This is a genomic window from Streptomyces sp. NPDC085900, assembly GCF_044540925.1.
GTDB classification, from domain to species: domain Bacteria; phylum Actinomycetota; class Actinomycetes; order Streptomycetales; family Streptomycetaceae; genus Streptomyces; species Streptomyces gilvifuscus.
This window is the reverse complement of the sequence record NZ_JBITSP010000001.1, coordinates 245759-261579: the sequence shown is the minus strand read 5'-3', so window position 1 is coordinate 261579 and position 15821 is coordinate 245759. Positions and strand designations below refer to the sequence as shown.

The 15821-nt window shown below is 72.1% G+C and carries 13 protein-coding genes; 5 read left to right on the top strand and 8 right to left on the bottom strand.

The window, feature by feature from the left end; genetic code table 11:
- Nucleotides 1-116 precede the first annotated feature (116 nt).
- On the bottom strand, nt 117-1142 hold the full coding sequence (locus ACIGDI_RS01165; RefSeq protein WP_399888727.1) for an esterase-like activity of phytase family protein: 1026 nt from the start codon (nt 1140-1142) through the stop codon (nt 117-119).
- 48 nt (nt 1143-1190) lie between these two features.
- Nucleotides 1191-2042 carry a serine hydrolase gene (locus tag ACIGDI_RS01160; RefSeq protein WP_399888724.1) on the bottom strand — a complete coding sequence of 284 codons (852 nt, stop codon included), beginning with the start codon at nt 2040-2042 and terminating at the stop codon, nt 1191-1193.
- Nucleotides 2043-2198: 156 nt separating this feature from the next.
- Between ACIGDI_RS01160 and ACIGDI_RS01155 the strand changes: the two genes are divergently transcribed.
- A complete protein-coding gene (locus tag ACIGDI_RS01155) occupies nt 2199-4466 on the top strand; it encodes an ArnT family glycosyltransferase (protein WP_399888721.1) in 2268 nt (755 codons plus the stop codon).
- 140 nt (nt 4467-4606) lie between these two features.
- Nucleotides 4607-5413, top strand: coding sequence for an endonuclease I family protein (locus tag ACIGDI_RS01150; protein WP_399888718.1), 807 nt, complete (start codon nt 4607-4609; stop codon nt 5411-5413).
- Between the two features lie 4 nt (nt 5414-5417).
- Here the strand turns inward: ACIGDI_RS01150 and ACIGDI_RS01145 are convergent, their stop codons facing one another.
- Both ACIGDI_RS01145 and speB read right to left on the bottom strand, forming a co-directional pair.
- Entirely contained in the window at nt 5418-7106 is a 1689-nt protein-coding gene (locus tag ACIGDI_RS01145; protein ID WP_399888715.1) for a thiamine pyrophosphate-binding protein, read from the bottom strand.
- Nucleotides 7103-8071 (bottom strand): agmatinase, encoded by a 969-nt coding sequence (gene speB / locus ACIGDI_RS01140; RefSeq protein ID WP_399888712.1) that lies wholly within the window; start codon nt 8069-8071, stop codon nt 7103-7105. Before speB ends, ACIGDI_RS01145 begins: the two co-directional genes overlap by 4 nt.
- A 200-nt stretch (nt 8072-8271) precedes the next feature.
- Between speB and ACIGDI_RS01135 the strand changes: the two genes are divergently transcribed.
- Together ACIGDI_RS01135 and ACIGDI_RS01130 are read left to right on the top strand one after the other, a co-directional pair.
- On the top strand, nt 8272-9735 hold the full coding sequence (locus tag ACIGDI_RS01135) for a helix-turn-helix domain-containing protein (protein ID WP_399888709.1): 1464 nt from the start codon (nt 8272-8274) through the stop codon (nt 9733-9735).
- Nucleotides 9736-9827: 92 nt separating this feature from the next.
- Nucleotides 9828-10616: a phosphatase gene (locus tag ACIGDI_RS01130; protein ID WP_399888706.1), complete on the top strand. Its 789-nt coding sequence runs from the start codon at nt 9828-9830 to the stop codon at nt 10614-10616.
- Nucleotides 10617-10631: 15 nt separating this feature from the next.
- Here ACIGDI_RS01130 and ACIGDI_RS01125 read toward each other — a convergent pair whose 3' ends face one another.
- The 4 genes from ACIGDI_RS01125 to ACIGDI_RS01110 form a co-directional block, all read right to left on the bottom strand.
- Nucleotides 10632-11300 carry a maleylpyruvate isomerase N-terminal domain-containing protein gene (locus ACIGDI_RS01125; RefSeq protein ID WP_399888703.1) on the bottom strand — a complete coding sequence of 223 codons (669 nt, stop codon included), beginning with the start codon at nt 11298-11300 and terminating at the stop codon, nt 10632-10634.
- Nucleotides 11301-11341: 41 nt separating this feature from the next.
- Nucleotides 11342-12208, bottom strand: coding sequence for an acyl-CoA thioesterase II (tesB, locus tag ACIGDI_RS01120; protein ID WP_200700097.1), 867 nt, complete (start codon nt 12206-12208; stop codon nt 11342-11344).
- 36 nt (nt 12209-12244) lie between these two features.
- A complete protein-coding gene (locus tag ACIGDI_RS01115) occupies nt 12245-13402 on the bottom strand; it encodes an acyl-CoA dehydrogenase family protein (protein WP_200700096.1) in 1158 nt (385 codons plus the stop codon).
- A 107-nt stretch (nt 13403-13509) separates the two neighbouring features.
- A complete protein-coding gene (locus ACIGDI_RS01110; protein ID WP_351565632.1) occupies nt 13510-14106 on the bottom strand; it encodes a TetR/AcrR family transcriptional regulator in 597 nt (198 codons plus the stop codon).
- Nucleotides 14107-14202: 96 nt separating this feature from the next.
- On the opposite strand from ACIGDI_RS01110, the gene ACIGDI_RS01105 reads away from it, so the two are divergent.
- Nucleotides 14203-15819, top strand: a complete 1617-nt coding sequence (locus ACIGDI_RS01105; protein ID WP_399888699.1) for a carboxyl transferase domain-containing protein — start codon at nt 14203-14205, stop codon at nt 15817-15819.
- Nucleotides 15820-15821 lie beyond the last annotated feature (2 nt).

Here is a 15821-nt window from a genome sequence, read left to right as displayed (position 1 = left end):
GGTGCCCTCCGTCGAATCTCCTGATGTACCGGAAGGCACCAACACACGAAGAAGCGGATTTCATCCCTCCGCAACAAAACGGGAGGCGACGCCCGGCTCCCTGCCCGCGGGTCCGCTCAGATCCGTACCCGCAGGTAGTAGAACCGTGTCGTCTGTACCGCGTTCTGGTTGTCGTCGCTGACCAGCAGCACCTTCAGGCGGCCCTTCGAGTACCCCGTCACCGCCATGCCCTCGATGTTGTCGAGCAGCGGGTTCGGCTGGGGCTGTTTGGCGGTCGCGCCGAGGGAGGGGCAGGCGGCGATGTCGGCGAGGAGGGTCTTCCCGATCGGGCGGACACCCGGCTGACCGGTCAGGTTCTCGACCGCGGAGGTGTCCGTCGCGTGGCGCGGGTCGGCCAGGTAGAGGCGGACGGTGTTGCCGACGCCGGAGGTGAAGCCGCGTTCCAGGACGAGGAGGCGGCCGTCGGGGGTGGCCTGGACCTCGGGGACGCCGAGGCCGGCGTCGACGGGATAGGCGTACTGGGCGGCCGGGCGGAAGCGGCCGCCCTTGCCGCGCGTCCAGGTCTGGAAGCGGACGAGGGTCGCCGAGTCGCCGGAGATCGCGTTCTCCATCGACGCCAGGAGGGTGCGGCCGCCGGGCAGGAGGGTCAGGCCCTCGAAGGTCTGGTTGGCCGTGGCGCGGCCGGCGGGGGCGACGAGGAGCGGGGACGGGACCGGGAGCCGGTCGAGGATCCTGCCGTCGGCGCTGTAGCGGCGGATCGACGGCTCGGTCTCGGAGGTGATCAGCCGGGTTCCGTCCCGGTCGATGACGAGGCCCTCACTGTCGAGCGCGGCGCCGCTCTCGTCCGCGAGCGCGACGACCCGCTTCGGGGCGAGGGTGCGGGCGTCCAGGTCGAACAGGGAGGACCGGTCCTCCAGGGCGGCGATCGAGCCGTCCCTGTCCACCGCGAGCGCGGAGAAGTTTCCGACGAAGGTGCCGTCGTACGTCGTCTTGTCGAGCGCGTCGGAGAAGCGGTCGAGGGAGACGGTCGGCGAACAGGCGTGAGAGGCCTGCGGGGTGGCCGTGGCGGGCCCGGCGGCGGACAGACAGGTGGCCGCCGCCAGGCCCGCGGTGGTGGTCGCGAGTACGGTTCTCAGGCGCATGGGCGCCACCGTAGGACGGGACGGTGACGGGCGGGAGACCGGCAGGCGTCAACTGGCCGCGAGGTCCTTGTGGATGACCTTCGCCACGCCCTGGATGGTCGTGATGCCGTAGTTCATGGTGCTGTTGCCCCAGGTGAGCACCGTGATCATGTAGTCGTGGCCGCCGCCGTTGAACGTGCCGAGGCTGTGCACCCGCCAGCCGTGCGTGGAGCGCTGCAGCCAGCCGTTCTTCACGTGCCAGGTGACCCCGGACGGGGTGCCGTACGGCGTTCCCCAGCGCTGCGAGGAGATGACCTGGCCCATCAGCTTCAGGATGTAGGCACGGGAACCGTCGCTCAGCACCGAGTTCTTGCCGGTGATCAGCTTCAGCAGCTTCTGCTCGTCGGTGACGTTCACCTGCGTCAGACCCCAGTAGCCGTTGGCGCCGGGGACGGTGTTGGTCATCCCGGCGGCGGCGAGGAAGCCCTTGATCTTCGTCATGCCGAGCTGCTTCCACAGCTTGCTGGCCGCGGTGTTGTCCGACTGGGTGATCATCGCCTTGCTGAGCGAGACCTCGGTGTCGGTGAGGTAGCGGTTGTGCTTCTTCGCGTCCCACAGCAGCGTGGCGAGGATGGTGACCTTGACGATGCTGGCGGAGTCGTAGGAGCTGGTGGCGCGCAGCGAGCAGGTCGTGTTGGTGGTGCGGTCGTAGAGGCCGACGGCGATGGTGCCCGTGCGGCCCGCGACGGCGGCGGTGATGTCCTTCTGCAACTTGGTGGCCAGGGCGGCCTTGGAGGACGTGCAGCTGACGGCGGTGGCGGCCGCGGCGGGCGTGGCGGCCACGGCGGGTATGAGGACGCCGAGTCCGACGGCGCCGATGACGAGCGCTCTGGCACGTCTGGTGGAAGTCCCGAGATTCATGCCCCTGTTGACACACGGGTTCGGGTGAAAGGTTGTACGCGTCACCGGCCGCGTTGGGCAAAGCCTGTCCAATGCGTTACCGCGGCTTGGGCGATTCACAGCCGGGAGCAAGGTCCGGCACAGCCCGCACCCACGCCCCCTCTGCACGATGCGCTCGTGACATCTGCCACCGATCCGCACCCCCACACCGAGCCCGCGTCCGCCGACTGGCCGCCGCCCGCCCCACCGACGGCACCGCCGGACCGGGCGCCGCGCTGGTCGCTGCCCGCCCTGATCGCGATCCTCGTCCTGGCGGCCGTCCTGTACGCCTGGAATCTGTCCGGGTCCTCCATGAACACCTTCTACAGCGGCGCCATCTGGGCCGGTACGAAGAGCTGGAAGGCCTGGTTCTTCGGCTCGCTGGACCCCGGCAACTTCCTGACCGTCGACAAACCGCCGTTCGCGCTCATGGTCATGGGTCTGTCGTGCCGCGTCCTCGGCTTCGGCACCTGGCAGATGATGGCGCCTCAGATCGGGGCGGCCCTCGCCACGATCTGGATCCTGCACTCCTCCGTGAAGCGGGTGTGGGGGCATGTCGCGGCGACCGTCGCCGCGCTGGTGCTGGCACTGACCCCGATCACCGTCGCCATCAACCGCGACAACAACCCCGACACGCTCCTGGTGTTCCTCATGGTGGCGGGCGCGGCCCTCGCGCTGCGCGCCACCCGTGACGAGAGGCTGCTGCCGCTGCTCGGCTCGGCGGCCTGCTTCGGTCTGGCCTTCAACACCAAGCTGCTCGCGGGCTGGATCGCCCTGCCGGCCGTCTTCGCGCTCTACGTCTACGCGTCGAAGGCCCCCTGGGCAAAGCGGATCGTCAACCTCCTGCTGGCCGCGGTCGTGCTGGCCGTCTCCAGCTTCTGGTGGGCGATCGCGGTGTCCCTGGTCCCGGCCGCCGACCGGCCGTACATCGGCGGCTCGACGGACGGTTCCGCCTGGGACCTGATCATGGGCTACGACGGCCTCGGCCGCGTCTTCGGCGGCGAGGGCAACGGCGGGGGCGGTGGCGGCGGAGGCGGCGGCTTCTCCGGCTCCGCGGGCCTGGGCCGCATGTTCAACGACATCCTCGGCGGCCAGATCTCCTGGCTGCTGCCGTTCTCCGCGATCGCCCTCGTCGGCGGCCTGGTGCTGTGCGGGCGGGCCCCGCGCACCGACCTGAAGCGGATGGCGCTGGTGCTGTGGGGCGGCTGGACCGTCCTGCACTACGTCATCTTCGCGACCGCCCAGGGCACCATGCACCCGTACTACACGACCGCGCTCGCCCCGGGCATCGCGGCGCTGTGCGGCGGCGGTGGCGTGATGCTGCTGGACGCCCTCCGCCGCGACCGACGCTGGGCGTGGGTCCTGCCGGTCGCCTTCGGCGTCACCGGCATCTGGGCGATCGTCCTGCTGCGCCGCGCCTCCGGCTGGAACACCTGGCTGTGGCCGGTGGTGGGCGTCCTGACGGTGGCGGGCATCGTGGGCATGCTGGTCCTGCGGTCCGGCAACCGGGCCCGGCTGCTGACGGCGTCCGTGGCGGCGGCCGCGGTCGCCGCCCTGGCGGGCCCGACGGCGTACGCGGCGTCGGAGCCGTTCGGCTCCACCGGCGGCGGCATGGGCGGCACCAACCCGACGGCCGGCCCCACCACGGGCAGCGGCTTCGGCGGACCCGGCGGTGGCGGCGGCAACCGGGGCGGCTTCCCGGGAGGCGGCGAACTGCCGGGCGGCGCCGGGCAGGGCGGCCGGAACGGTCAGGCGGGCGGCTTCCCCGGCGGCGGCGAGATGCCGGGCGGCGGGCAGGCGATGCCCGGCGGCGGCAACGGGGAGTTGCCCCAGCAGAACGACGGGACCGGCACCGGCACCGGCACCGGCACCGGCACCGGCCAGGCTCCCGGCGGCGCCGGCGAGACGGGCGGTACGGCACCGGGCGGAACGGCACCGGGCGCGACCGGTGAGGCCGGGCAGCGCGGCGGCATGGGCGGCGGGCCGGGCGGCATGGGCGGCGCGGACAGCGAGCTCATCGCGTACCTGAAGAAGCACCGGGACGGCGCCAAGTGGCTGCTGGCGGTGTCCAACTCCCAGTCCTCCGCGCAGATCGAGCTCAGCGCCAGGGAACCGGTCATCTCCATGTGGGGCTTCACCGGCTCCGACAACGCGATGACGGTAGCCAAGCTCAAGGAGCTCGTGAAGAAGGGCGAGCTGCACTACGTCCAGATCGGCGGCGGAATGGGCGGCGGCATGGGCGGACCCGGTGGCGGCGGCAACCTCAGCACCGAGGTGTCGAACTGGGTGAAGAAGCACGGCACGGCGGTCAAGGAGAGCGCCTACAGCAAGAGTTCGACGTCGTCCTCGACCTCGGGCACGAACTCCTCGTCCCTCTACCGACTGGACCCGTCCGACGTCGGCTGACACCCGGCGACCAGTGAGAACGGCTCCCGACCACCCGGTCGGGAGCCGTTTTTAACGTCCAGTTCATCGACAAGCCCGCATGTCCATGTCACCCTCCCTGTTGCCGCCTTCAATCAACCCGCGTAGATGGGACAACCTTTATGCCGGCGACACGCGTACGGCGATGGAAGTCGGTGGCCCTGGCCACCGCAGCCGTGATGGTGGGCCTCGCGGCCCCGGCCCTGACTGCCTCTCCGGCCGCCGCCACGACGACCGCGTACGACTCGACGTACTACAAGAACGCGGTCGGCAAGACGGGCACGAGCCTGAAGTCGTCCCTGCACACCATCATCAGCTCCGGCGTGACGAAGCTGTCGTACTCGGCGCTCTGGGACGCGCTGAAGGTCACCGACCAGGACCCGAACAACAGCGCCAACGTGATCCTGCTGTACTCGGGCATCTCCCGCAGCAAGTCGCTCAACGGCGGCGACAGCGGCGACTGGAACCGCGAGCACGTGTGGGCCATCTCCCACGGCGACCTCACCACCTCGACCGGTCCGGGCACCGACCTGCACCACATCCGCCCGGAGGACGTCGCGGTCAACGGCAAGCGCGGCAACCTCGACTTCGACGAGGGCGGCTCCACCTTCACCAACAGCGGCGGCAGCAAGGTCGACTCGGACTCCTTCGAGCCGCGCGACGCCGTCAAGGGCGACGTGGCCCGCATGATCCTCTACATGGCCGTGCGCTACGAGGGCGACGACGGCTTCGCGAACCTGGAGCCCGACGACAAGGTGGCCAACGGCTCCAACCCCTACATCGGCAAGCTCTCGGTCCTCAAGCAGTGGAACGACGAGGACCCGCCCTCCTCCTTCGAGGAGAACCGCAACAACGTCATCTACAACACGTACCAGCACAACCGGAACCCGTTCATCGACCACCCGGAGTGGGTGGACGCGATCTGGTAGCCGGTCAGCCCTCCAGGTGGGTGGGCGCGAACATCCGCAGCAGCGCCGGGAGTACGACGACCGCCGGGCCCGGAGAGGCGAGGGCCTTCGTCAGGTCCTGTTCCAGCGTCTCGGGGGTCGTGCGGACCCCCGGGACGCCGAAGGACTCGGCGAGGGCGACGAAGTCCGGGCGGGTCAGTTCCGTCGCCGTGGTCTCGCCGAAGGCGTCCGTCATGTACTCGCGCAGGATGCCGTAGCCGCCGTCGTCGACGATGAGCCAGGTGACGTTCATGTCGTGCTGCCTCGCCGTCGCCAACTCGGCGACGGAGTACAGGGCGCCGCCGTCACCGGAGACGGCCAGCACCGGCCGGGTCGGGTCCGCGACGGCGGCTCCGATCGCGGCCGGGAAGGCGTAGCCGAGGCCGCCGGCGCCCTGGGCCGAGTGCATGGTGTTGGGGCGCCGGGGGTCGAAGGCGGACCAGGCCCAGTAGGACAGGATCGTCATGTCCCAGAAGGACGGGGCGCCGGCGGGCAGCGCCGCGCGGATCGACGACAACAGCCCCTGTTCCAGGGTGAGTTCCTGGGCGGCGAGGCGCTCGCCCACCCGGGACAACAGCTCCCGCACCCGCTCCGGCGCGGTGGCGTCCTCGCGCGGCGACACCGTCTCCAGCAAGGCCTGGAGCGCGAGGCGGGCGTCGGCGTGGATGCCCAGCGCCGGGTGGTTGGCCTCCAGTTTGCCGAGGTCCGCCTCGATCTGGATCACCCGGCCGCGGGGCCTGAACGTGTGGTAGTTCGAGGAGAGTTCGCCCAGGCCCGAGCCCACCACGAGGAGGACGTCCGCGTCTTCGAGGAAGTCCGTGGTGTGCCGGTCCTCCAGCCAGGACTGCAGGGACAGGGGATGGTTCCAGGGGAACGCGCCCTTGCCGCCGAAGGTGGTCACCACAGGGGCCTGGAGGCGCTCCGCCAGCTGCCTCAGCTTCCCCGAGGCGTCGGCCCGTACCGCTCCCCCGCCCGCGAGGATCGCCGGACGCTCCGCACGGGACAGCAAGTCGGCCGCCACAGCGGTGAGTTCGGGGCGCGGGGGAAGATCCTCCGGCGTCGCGTCCGCCGCCGTGACCACCGGCAGCGCCGTGACGGCCGACAGCACGTCCTGCGGGATCTCCACCCACACCGGCCCGTGCGGGGCCGTCAGCGCCGACTTCCAGGCCTCGGCGATCGCCGAGGGGATCTGGGACTGGGCGCGGACGGTGTGCACGGACTTGACCACGCCCCGGAACGAGGCCGCCTGGTCCGGCAGTTCGTGCAGGTAGCCGTGGCGGCCGCCGCCCAGCCCGGCCGTGGGGACCTGGCTGGCGATCGCCAGCACGGGGGCGGAGGCCGCGCGGGCCTCCTGCAGCGCGGCGAGCGAGGTCAGCGCGCCGGGGCCGGTCGACAGCAGCAGCGGGGCCGCCTCGCCGGTGATCCGGCCGTAGGCGTCCGCCGCGAACCCCGCGTTGTTCTCCACCCGCAGGCCCACATAGCGCAGGTCGGAGCGGCGCAGGGCGTCGAACATGCCGAGCGCGTGCTGGCCGGGCAGGCCGAAGACGGTCGTCGCGCCGAGCCCGGCGAGCGTCTCCACGACCAGGTCTCCGCCGGTGCGGCCGGGCGGAGGGTTCAGCGCGGCCTCCGTCTGGGCCGGCGTCGGGCGGAGCTCCAGGTCGTGGTCGTGGGTCACTTCGCGCGGGCCTCGGCAATCTGGCGGGTCATGATGGTGGTCAGTTCGTACGCCGTGTGGGACGCGGCCACCGACGTGATCTCCGCGTGATCGTACGCGGGCGCCACCTCCACGACGTCCGCCGAGACCAGGTTGCAGGACGCGAGACCGCGCAGGATCTCCAGCAGCTCGCGGGAGGTCATGCCGCCCGCCTCGGGGGTGCCGGTGCCGGGCGCGTGGGCCGGGTCCAGGCAGTCGATGTCGATGGAGATGTACAGCGGGCGGTCGCCGATGCGCCGGCGCAGCTGGTCGGCCACCTCGTCGGCGCCGCGGCGGTAGACGTCCGCCGAGGTGACGATGCCGAAGCCCATCTTCTCGTCGTCGGTGAGGTCCTGCTTGCCGTAGAGCGGGCCGCGGATGCCGACGTGGGAGAGCGCCTCGGTGTCGAGGATGCCCTCCTCGACCGCCCGCCGGAACGGCGTGCCGTGCGTGTACTCGGCGCCGAAGTAGGTGTCCCAGGTGTCGAGGTGGGCGTCGAAGTGGAGCAGGGCGACGGGGCCGTGCCGCTTGGCGACGGACCGCAGAAGGGGCAGCGCGATGGTGTGGTCGCCGCCGAGCGTCATCAGCCGGGCGCCGGTGCCGAGGAGGTCGTCGGCGGCCGCCTCGATCGTCTCGACGGCCTCGTTGATGTTGAACGGGTTCACGGCGATGTCGCCGCCGTCCGCCACCTGGGCGAGGGCGAAGGGGGACGCGTCCTGCGCCGGGTTGTACGGGCGCAGCAGCCGGGACGCCTCGCGGATCGCGTTGCCGCCGAAGCGGGCGCCGGGCCGGTAGGAGACGCCCGAGTCGAACGGCACGCCCACCACGGCGACGTCGGTGCGGCCGACCTCGTCGAGGCGGGGCAGCCGGGCGAAGGTCGCGGGTCCGGCGTACCGCGGGACGCGGGAGGAGTCGACGGGGCCGCGGGGCGTCTCGTTGCTGCTCATGGGGTCATGCCTACTTTCCTACGCTTCATCGCGTATGCACTGCTTCCGCTACGACTTTAGTGGGCGGCCGGGACCGGACCGGAGGCGATTTCGGGGGCACCGCGCCCGGGGAGCCGCTTTCGACAGTAGGTGGCCGGACGGCGGCGGCGAAGTGTACGTTTCATCCACTCGGGCCGTACGGGACGGAGGAAACGCACATCATGCCGGATCCGGCCGTCCCGCCCACGCCGCCCGTGACCCTGGCGGCCCTGCTGGCCCGCGAGGATCTGGCCCTGCGGCAGATCGCGGGGCCCCGCGACCCGGCGACGGCGATCCACTGGGCCCACGCCTCCGAGATGGCCGACCCCTACCCCTATCTGCTGGGCGGCGAGCTGCTGCTGACGGCGGGAGTGCACATTCCGCGGGGCGCGGGTTCGGGCACCTCCTTCGACGATTACGTCTCCCGGATCGTCGCGGCGGGCGGCGCGGCCCTCGGCTTCGGCGTCGCGCCCGTGCACGACACGGTGCCCCGGGCGCTGGTGGCGGCCTGCGACGCGTACGGGCTGCCGCTGCTCGAGGTGCCGCCGCAGACGACGTTCTCGCAGGTGGGCCGTGCGGTGTGGCAGCTGATGGCCGAGGCCCGGCTGGCGGAGCTGCGCCGGGTGAGCGAGGCCCAGCGGTCCCTGGCGGCCGCCGCCTCCCGCCCGGACCCGGTGCCGTCGGTGCTGCGGCAGCTGGCCCGGCGGGTCGGGGGGCGGGCGGTGCTGTACGGGCCGGAGGGCGCGCGGAACGCGGCCGCGGGGCGGCCGGCGGGGAGCGGCGCCGAGGAGGCGCTGGACGCGCTCGCGGAGGTGGTGCGCCCCACGCGCCCGTGGACTCCCGCCTCGGCCACCGAGACCGCCGCCGGCGTCCATCTCGCCGCCTACGCCCTCGGCGCCGGGCAGGGCTTCGTCCTCGGGGTCGCCGCCCCGGGGCGCGAGCCGGGCGACCACACGATCGCCTCCGTCGCGTCGGTGCTGCTGTCGCTGCTGACCGGGGAGCACCACGACGGCACCGGCGCCGCCCGCTCGTCGGCGCTGGTGCGGCTGCTGCTGGGGGCGGCGCCGGAGGAGGTCGCCCCGCTGCTCGGCACCGGCCGCTGGCTGGTCGTGCACGCCCGTCTCGACGCGCGGCCGGCCGACCCCCTGGCCGTCTCCGCCCTCGGGACGGCGCTCGGGTCGCCGCTGGTCGACCTGTCGGAGGGGGTCGTACGGGTCCTGGTGCCCGCCGACCGTGAACCGGCCCCGCAGCCCGGCTGGACGCTCGGCGTCAGCGCCGCCGTCGGCCCGGACGCCTGGCCCGCCGCCGACGCCCAGGCCGCCGGCGCCCTCGCCCGCGCCCGGGCCACCCGTGGCGCCCTGGTCCGGCACGGCGAGCGGGCGGCGCTCGCCGACCTGGTGCCGCAGGACCTGGCCACCGCGCACGCCCGTACCCTCCTCGCGCCGATCGCCGGCACCCCGGCCCTGACCGAGACGCTGCGCGCCTGGCTTTCCCTGCACGGCAGTTGGGACCGTACGGCAGTCGCCCTGTCCGTCCACCGCAACACCGTCCGGCAGCGGATCGCCCGGTGCGCCGCGCTGCTCGGCACGGACCTGGACGACCCGGACGTCCGCATGGAGCTGTGGTTCGCCCTGCGGCGGCAATAGGCGGCGGTACTCAGGACGATGAGTACGTGACCCGCGTCGCAGCGTCCGGGACGCCAGGGACTCGCGCAGTCGGCTGCCTCACAATGGGTTTCATGCCGATACCCGGGACACCCAGCCGCGCCGAGCTCGTCGACCACCTCGTACGGACCCGCATCGCGGGCGACGTGGCGACGCCCCGCGAGAACAACCTCAACCACTACCGCAAGCTGGCGAACGGCGACCGCCACTACTGGCTCGGCCTGGAGCTCGGCGACCGCTGGCGGGACGAGCAGGACGTGCTCGCGGTGATGGCGGAGCGGGTCGGCGTCAACGACGATCCGGAGTACCGGTACGGCCAGGACACCATCGACCCCGAGCTGACGGTCGCCGCGCTGGAGCGGATGGCCGGCCGGCTGCGCAAGGCGGCCGAGGGCCGGCAGCGGGTGCTGCTCGCGACCGGCCACCCGGGCGGTCTGCTCGGGGTGCACCACTCCACGGCCGCCGCGCTGCGGGCCGCCGGCTGCGAGATCGTCGTCATCCCGGACGGACTGCAGACGGAGGAGGGTTACGTCATGCAGTTCGCGGACGTGGCGGTCCTCGAACACGGCGCCACCCTGTGGCACACCCACTCCGGCGAGCCGATGAGGGCCGTCCTCACCGCGCTGGAGCGCGAGGGCCGCCCGCTGCCCGACCTGGTCGTCGCCGACCACGGCTGGGCGGGGTACGCCGGCCGGCACGGCGTGGACTCCGTCGGCTACGCCGACAGCAACGACCCGGCCCTGTTCCTCGCCGAGGCCGAGGGAACCGTGCAGGTGACGGTCCCGCTCGACGACCATGTGGTCAGCCCGCGGTACTACGACCCGATGACCGCGTACCTACTGGCGGAGGCGGGGCTCTCCTAGGACCGTCCCGCGCTCCTAGATGCCGGCTATCGAGGCGGGCGCCCGCTCGGAGCGGGACAGGGCCCGGACGACGTCGGCCGGGCCGTGGCGGCGGACCGCGAGACGGGTGAGCAGGTCGATCACCGGGGCGGTCACGGACTCCGGGAAGCCGGGGGCCGGCAGGCCCACGCTGCACGCGAGGTCGTCGCTGTGGACGACGAGCTCCATCGTCCGGGTCAGCAGCAGGTCGTCCAGTTCCAGCGACCACTCGCCCCAGGTGGCCACGTGCACGGGGCGTTCGGCGGGCACGTCCGGCAGCAGGCCCCGCAGCGCGGCGAGGACCTCGTCGACGCGCCGGCGCAGCCCCTCGTGCCCGTCGGCCGCGGCGGCCTCGCCGCCCTGCCGGATGCGCCCGCTGACCGGTGCGTCGACGCCGGCGTCCAGCCAGGTCACCCGCTCCAGGTAGTACGCGCGCAGGGAGACGACCGGCTCGGCCGGAACCGGCGCGGCGAGCATCCCCGGCAGCGCGAACTCCGGCCAGAACATGTGCCCGGCCAGGCCCCGCACGCTCCACTTCGGCAGCACGCTCGGCCCGTCCCAGGCCTCGGCGACGGCGGGCTCGGCCACCAGGCGGCCGGCGATGTCGGCGGCGGTCAGGTAGGCGTCCCGGATGCGTCCGCCCCGCCAGTTCCACGTCTCTGTCATGGGCTCATCCCACTGCGGACGCCCCGCCGCCTCAACCGAATTCAGCGCGGGACGCGCACCACGCCCTCCTGAATGACGGAGATGGCGAGGCGGCCGTCCTGCGTGTAGATACGGGCCTGCCCGAGGCCGCGCCCGCCGTGCGCGGACGGCGACTCCTGGTCGTACAGGAGCCATTCGTCGGCACGGAAGGGCCGGTGGAACCACATGGCGTGGTCCAGCGAGGCGCCGACGACGTCACCGACCGCCCAGCCGCCGCGGCCGTGCGCGAGGAGGACCGAGTCCAGGAGCGTCATGTCGGAGACGTAGGTGGCGAGGACGACGTGCAGGAGGGGGTCGTCGTCGAGCTTGCCGTTGGTGCGGAACCACACCTGGGAGTGCGGCTCGCGCGGCTCGCCGAACTTCCCGTACGGCGGTTCCTCGACGTACCGCAGGTCGACGGCCTCACGTGCCTCCAGGAACCGCTCGACGACGGCCGGGGCGAGGTGGTCGTAGCCGCGCAGCCGCTCGTGGGAGGTGGGCAGCGTGGCCGGGTCGGGCGCGGGCGGCATCGGGGCCTGGTGGTCGAGGCCTTCCTCGTGGGTCTGGAAGGACGCCGACAGGTGGAAGATCGGCTTGCCGTGCTGGACGGCGACCACGCGGCGGGTGGTGAAGGAACGTCCGTCGCGGATGCGGTCGACGTTGTAGACGATGGGCGCGCCCGGGTCACCGGGGCGCAGGAAGTACGCGTGCAGGGAGTGCGCGGGGCGGTCGGCGGGGACCGTACGCCCGGCGGCGACCAGCGCCTGCGCCGCCACCTGTCCCCCGAAGACCCGGGGGACGACGGCGGAGCGGGACCGGCCGCGGAAGATGTCCTCCTCGATCTGCTCGAGGTCGAGCAGATCGAGGAGGTCCTGAAGTGCCTGGCTCATGGCGTCCAGTTGTAGCGGCCAGTGATTGCGGTGGGCTTACAGACCCATGTCCTTGGCGATGATCGTCTTCATGATCTCGCTGGTGCCGCCGTAGATGCGGTTGACGCGGTTGTCCGCGTACAGGCGGGCGATCGGGTACTCGTTCATGAAGCCGTAGCCGCCGTGCAGCTGGAGGCAGCGGTCGATGACGCGGTGGGCGACCTCGGTGCAGAACAGCTTGGCGCTGGCGGCCTCGGCGGGGGTCAGCTCACCGGCGTCGAGGGCCTCCAGGGCGCGGTCGGCGACCGCCTCGGCGGCGTCCACCTCGGCCTTGCAGGCGGCCAGTTCGAACTTGGTGTTCTGGAAGGAGGCGACCGGCTTGCCGAAGACGGTGCGGTCCTGCACGTACTGCTGGGCGAACCGGACGGCGGCCTTGGCCTGCGCGTAGGCGCCGAAGGCGATGCCCCAGCGCTCGGAGGCGAGGTTGTGGCCGAGGTAGTAGAAGCCCTTGTTCTCCTCGCCGAGCAGGTCCTCGACGGGGACCTTGACGTCGACGAAGGCCAGCTCGGCGGTGTCGGAGGTGCGCAGGCCGAGCTTGTCGAGCTTGCGGCCGATGGAGTAGCCCTCGGACTTGGTGTCCACGGCGAACAGGGAGATGCCGTGGCGGCGGTCCTCCGCGGTGGGCGCGGCGGTGCGGGCGCAGACGATCACACGGTCGGCGTGGACGCCGCCGGTGATGAAGGTCTTGGAGCCGTTGAGGACGTAGTGGGTGCCGTCCTCGCTGAGCTTGGCGGTGGTCTTCATGCCCGCGAGGTCGGAGCCGGTGCCCGGCTCGGTCATCGCCAGGGCCCACATCTCCTCGGCGGAGACGAACTTGGGCAGGAAGCGCTTCTTCTGCTCGTCGGTGGCGAGCATCTTGATGTACGGCAGGGCGAGCAGCACGTGCACGCCGGAACCGCCGAAGTGGACACCGGCGCGCGCGGTCTCCTCGTACATCACGGCCTCGAACTTGTACGAGTCGATGCCGGCGCCGCCGAAGTCCTCGGGGACGTTGATGCCGAAGAGGCCCAGCTCGGCGAGCTTGTAGTAGAAGTCGCGCGGCGCCTGGCCCGCCGCGAACCACTCGTCGTAGACGGGGACGACCTCGGCCTCGATGAAGGCGCGCAGAGTCTCCCGGAACGCCTCGTGGTCCTCGTTGAACACCGTACGGCGCACCGCCGCCACCTCCGCTGACTCAATAGCTCCATGTCTAAGCGCTTGCTCAGATGATTAAGGTACCGGCGGGTAGGGAGGGGCGTCCAGAGGAGATCCCGTAACGCTCGTCACTCCGCCCCTGCCGCCGCGAACGCCCCCCTGGCCATCCGGTGCAGCAGCTCGGCGGTGGTCCCGCGGCCCGGCAGGGAACCCGGGCGGCCCAGGTGCGGGGTGGAGTTCAGCAGGCCGAAGACGGAGTGGACGGCGGAACGGGCGGCGGGCTCCGCCAGGCCCGGATAGACCTCGCGCAGGACCGACACCCACAGCTCGACGTACTGCCGCTGCAACTGGCGCACCAGCTTGCGGTCGCTGTCCCGGAGGCGGTCCAGCTCGCGGTCGTGCAGGGTGATCAGGGGACGGTCGTCGAGCGCGAAGTCGATGTGCCCCTCGATGAGCGAGTCGAGGACCGCCTCGGCCGGAGTGCCGTCCACCTCCGCGAGCCGTCGCTTGGCGCCGGTCAGCAGCTGGCCGCTGATGCCGACCAGCAGCTCGGCCAGCATCGCGTCCTTGCCCGCGAAGTGGCGGTAGAGACCGGGGCCGCTGATGCCGACCGCGGCACCTATCTCGTCGACTCCGACCCCGTGGAAACCGCGCTCGGCGAACAGCCGCGCGGCCTCCTTGAGGATCTGCTCGCGGCGGGTGGGGGCGTCGGTTCTGGTGGCCATGGAGGCAATTCTAGACAGGGAGGTTAGCGGTCGTTAACCTGAAGGAAATGGTTAACGCTCATTAACAGTCGATCACTGGGTGAGGGGACCGCAAGGATGCACGAGGCACCGGAGCTTCACAGCGCGGCCGACCCCGCGTCGGAGGCCTGGAAAGCCAACGAGCGGGCTCATCGCGCGCTCGCCGAGGAGCTGCGCGGCAAGCTGGCCGCGGCCCGCATGGGCGGGGGTGAGAAGGCGCGGGCGCGGCACACCGCGCGCGGGAAGCTGCTGCCCAGGGACCGGGTGGACGCCCTGCTCGACCCCGGCTCGCCCTTCCTGGAGCTCGCGCCCCTGGCCGCCGACGGGATGTACGACGGCGCGGCCCCGGCCGCCGGCGTGATCGCCGGGATCGGGCGGGTGAGCGGCCGCGAGTGCGTGATCGTCGCCAACGACGCGACCGTCAAGGGCGGCACGTACTACCCGATGACGGTGAAGAAGCACCTGCGCGCCCAGGAGGTGGCCCTCGACAACCGCCTGCCGTGCGTCTACCTGGTCGACTCCGGCGGCGCCTTCCTGCCCATGCAGGACGAGGTCTTCCCGGACCGGGAGCACTTCGGGCGGATCTTCTACAACCAGGCCCGCATGTCCGGCGCCGGCATCCCGCAGATCGCGGCCGTCCTCGGCTCCTGCACGGCCGGCGGGGCGTACGTCCCGGCGATGAGCGACGAGGCGGTCATCGTCCGCGGCCAGGGCACGATCTTCCTGGGCGGGCCGCCGCTGGTGAAGGCGGCCACCGGCGAGGTCGTCACGGCCGAGGAGCTGGGCGGCGGCGAGGTGCACTCCCGGATCTCCGGCGTCACCGACCACCTCGCCGAGGACGACGCGCACGCGCTGCGGATCGTGCGGAACATCGCGGCGACGCTCCCCGCGCGCGGGCCGCTGCCCTGGGAGGTCACCGAGCCGGTCGAGCCGAAGGTCGACCCGTACGGCCTGTACGGCGCGGTCCCGGTCGACTCCCGCACCCCCTACGACGTGCGCGAGATCATCGCGCGCGTGGTCGACGGCTCCCGCTTCGCGGAGTTCAAGGCCGAGTTCGGGCAGACCCTGGTCACCGGGTTCGCCCGCATCCACGGCCACCCGGTGGGCATCGTCGCCAACAACGGCATCCTGTTCTCCGAGTCCGCCCAGAAGGGCGCCCACTTCATCGAACTGTGCGACCAGCGCGGCATCCCGCTGCTGTTCCTGCAGAACATCTCCGGCTTCATGGTCGGCAAGGACTACGAGGCGGGCGGCATCGCCAAGCACGGCGCCAAGATGGTGACCGCGGTGGCCTGCACGCGCGTGCCGAAGCTGACGGTCGTGGTCGGCGGCTCCTACGGCGCGGGCAACTACTCGATGTGCGGCCGGGCGTACTCGCCCCGCTTCCTGTGGATGTGGCCCGGCGCCAAGATCTCCGTCATGGGCGGCGAGCAGGCCGCCTCCGTCCTCGCGACGGTCAAGCGGGACCAGATGGAGGCGCGCGGCGAGGAGTGGCCCGCGGAGGACGAGGAGTCGTTCAAGGCGCCGATCCGGCAGCAGTACGAGCGCCAGGGCAGCGCCTACTACGCCACCGCCCGCCTCTGGGACGACGGCGTGATCGACCCGCTGGAGACCCGTCAGGTACTGGGTCTCGCGCTGACCGCCTGTGCCAACGCGCCGCTGGGCGAGCCCCAGTTCGGCGTCTTCCGGATGTAAGG

Bases quoted from the DNA above. Each gene is read 5' to 3' on its own strand.
- ACIGDI_RS01165 (WP_399888727.1), bottom strand. From the start codon at position 1,142: ATGCGCCTGAGAACCGTACTCGCGACCACCACCGCGGGCCTGGCGGCG.
- ACIGDI_RS01160 (WP_399888724.1), bottom strand. From the start codon at position 2,042: ATGAATCTCGGGACTTCCACCAGACGTGCCAGAGCGCTCGTCATCGGC.
- ACIGDI_RS01150 (WP_399888718.1), top strand. From the start codon at position 4,607: ATGCCGGCGACACGCGTACGGCGATGGAAGTCGGTGGCCCTGGCCACC.
- speB (WP_399888712.1), bottom strand. From the start codon at position 8,071: ATGAGCAGCAACGAGACGCCCCGCGGCCCCGTCGACTCCTCCCGCGTC.
- ACIGDI_RS01135 (WP_399888709.1), top strand. From the start codon at position 8,272: ATGCCGGATCCGGCCGTCCCGCCCACGCCGCCCGTGACCCTGGCGGCC.
- ACIGDI_RS01130 (WP_399888706.1), top strand. From the start codon at position 9,828: ATGCCGATACCCGGGACACCCAGCCGCGCCGAGCTCGTCGACCACCTC.
- ACIGDI_RS01125 (WP_399888703.1), bottom strand. From the start codon at position 11,300: ATGACAGAGACGTGGAACTGGCGGGGCGGACGCATCCGGGACGCCTAC.
- tesB (WP_200700097.1), bottom strand. From the start codon at position 12,208: ATGAGCCAGGCACTTCAGGACCTCCTCGATCTGCTCGACCTCGAGCAG.
- ACIGDI_RS01110 (WP_351565632.1), bottom strand. From the start codon at position 14,106: ATGGCCACCAGAACCGACGCCCCCACCCGCCGCGAGCAGATCCTCAAG.
- ACIGDI_RS01105 (WP_399888699.1), top strand. From the start codon at position 14,203: ATGCACGAGGCACCGGAGCTTCACAGCGCGGCCGACCCCGCGTCGGAG.